Below are 1654 nucleotides of genomic sequence, written 5' to 3' on the forward strand. Positions count from 1 at the left end.
AACAGTTACTAATTCTTTGAGCATCGCTGACGAGTTCAGCAAATCAAACAAATCTTAAATTGAAGAGTTTGATCATGGCTCAGATTGAACGCTGGCGGCAGGCCTAACACATGCAAGTCGAGCGGTAGCACAGAGGAGCTTGCTCCTTGGGTGACGAGCGGCGGACGGGTGAGTAATGTCTGGGAAACTGCCTGATGGAGGGGGATAACTACTGGAAACGGTAGCTAATACCGCATAACCTCGCAAGAGCAAAGAGGGGGACCTTAGGGCCTCTCGCCATCAGATGTGCCCAGATGGGATTAGCTAGTAGGTGAGGTAATGGCTCACCTAGGCGACGATCCCTAGCTGGTCTGAGAGGATGACCAGCCACACTGGAACTGAGACACGGTCCAGACTCCTACGGGAGGCAGCAGTGGGGAATATTGCACAATGGGCGCAAGCCTGATGCAGCCATGCCGCGTGTGTGAAGAAGGCCTTCGGGTTGTAAAGCACTTTCAGCGAGGAGGAAGGCGGTAAGGTTAATAACCTTATCGATTGACGTTACTCGCAGAAGAAGCACCGGCTAACTCCGTGCCAGCAGCCGCGGTAATACGGAGGGTGCAAGCGTTAATCGGAATGACTGGGCGTAAAGCGCACGCAGGCGGTCTGTTAAGTTGGATGTGAAATCCCCGGGCTTAACCTGGGAACTGCATTCAAAACTGACAGGCTAGAGTCTTGTAGAGGGGGGTAGAATTCCAGGTGTAGCGGTGAAATGCGTAGAGATCTGGAGGAATACCGGTGGCGAAGGCGGCCCCCTGGACAAAGACTGACGCTCAGGTGCGAAAGCGTGGGGAGCAAACAGGATTAGATACCCTGGTAGTCCACGCTGTAAACGATGTCGATTTGGAGGTTGTGCCCTTGAGGCGTGGCTTCCGGAGCTAACGCGTTAAATCGACCGCCTGGGGAGTACGGCCGCAAGGTTAAAACTCAAATGAATTGACGGGGGCCCGCACAAGCGGTGGAGCATGTGGTTTAATTCGATGCAACGCGAAGAACCTTACCTACTCTTGACATCCACAGAATTTGGTAGAGATACCTTAGTGCCTTCGGGAACTGTGAGACAGGTGCTGCATGGCTGTCGTCAGCTCGTGTTGTGAAATGTTGGGTTAAGTCCCGCAACGAGCGCAACCCTTATCCTTTGTTGCCAGCGATTCGGTCGGGAACTCAAAGGAGACTGCCGGTGATAAACCGGAGGAAGGTGGGGATGACGTCAAGTCATCATGGCCCTTACGAGTAGGGCTACACACGTGCTACAATGGCGTATACAAAGAGAAGCGACCTCGCGAGAGCAAGCGGACCTCATAAAGTACGTCGTAGTCCGGATTGGAGTCTGCAACTCGACTCCATGAAGTCGGAATCGCTAGTAATCGTAGATCAGAATGCTACGGTGAATACGTTCCCGGGCCTTGTACACACCGCCCGTCACACCATGGGAGTGGGTTGCAAAAGAAGTAGGTAGCTTAACCTTCGGGAGGGCGCTTACCACTTTGTGATTCATGACTGGGGTGAAGTCGTAACAAGGTAACCGTAGGGGAACCTGCGGTTGGATCACCTCCTTACCAAGAAGATGTGTGTTGCGTGAAGTGCTCACACAGATTGTCTGATGAAAATACTG

Annotated in this window: 1 rRNA gene; it reads left to right on the forward strand. The window is 52.8% G+C overall.

Annotated features, from left to right (window positions below):
- The first annotated feature begins 56 nt into the window (after positions 1–56).
- Positions 57–1598, forward strand: a 16S ribosomal RNA gene (locus BUB06_RS21620).
- Positions 1599–1654: the final 56 nt, after the last annotated feature.

Source organism: Pectobacterium carotovorum (assembly GCF_900129615.1).
Lineage (GTDB): Bacteria > Pseudomonadota > Gammaproteobacteria > Enterobacterales > Enterobacteriaceae > Pectobacterium > Pectobacterium carotovorum.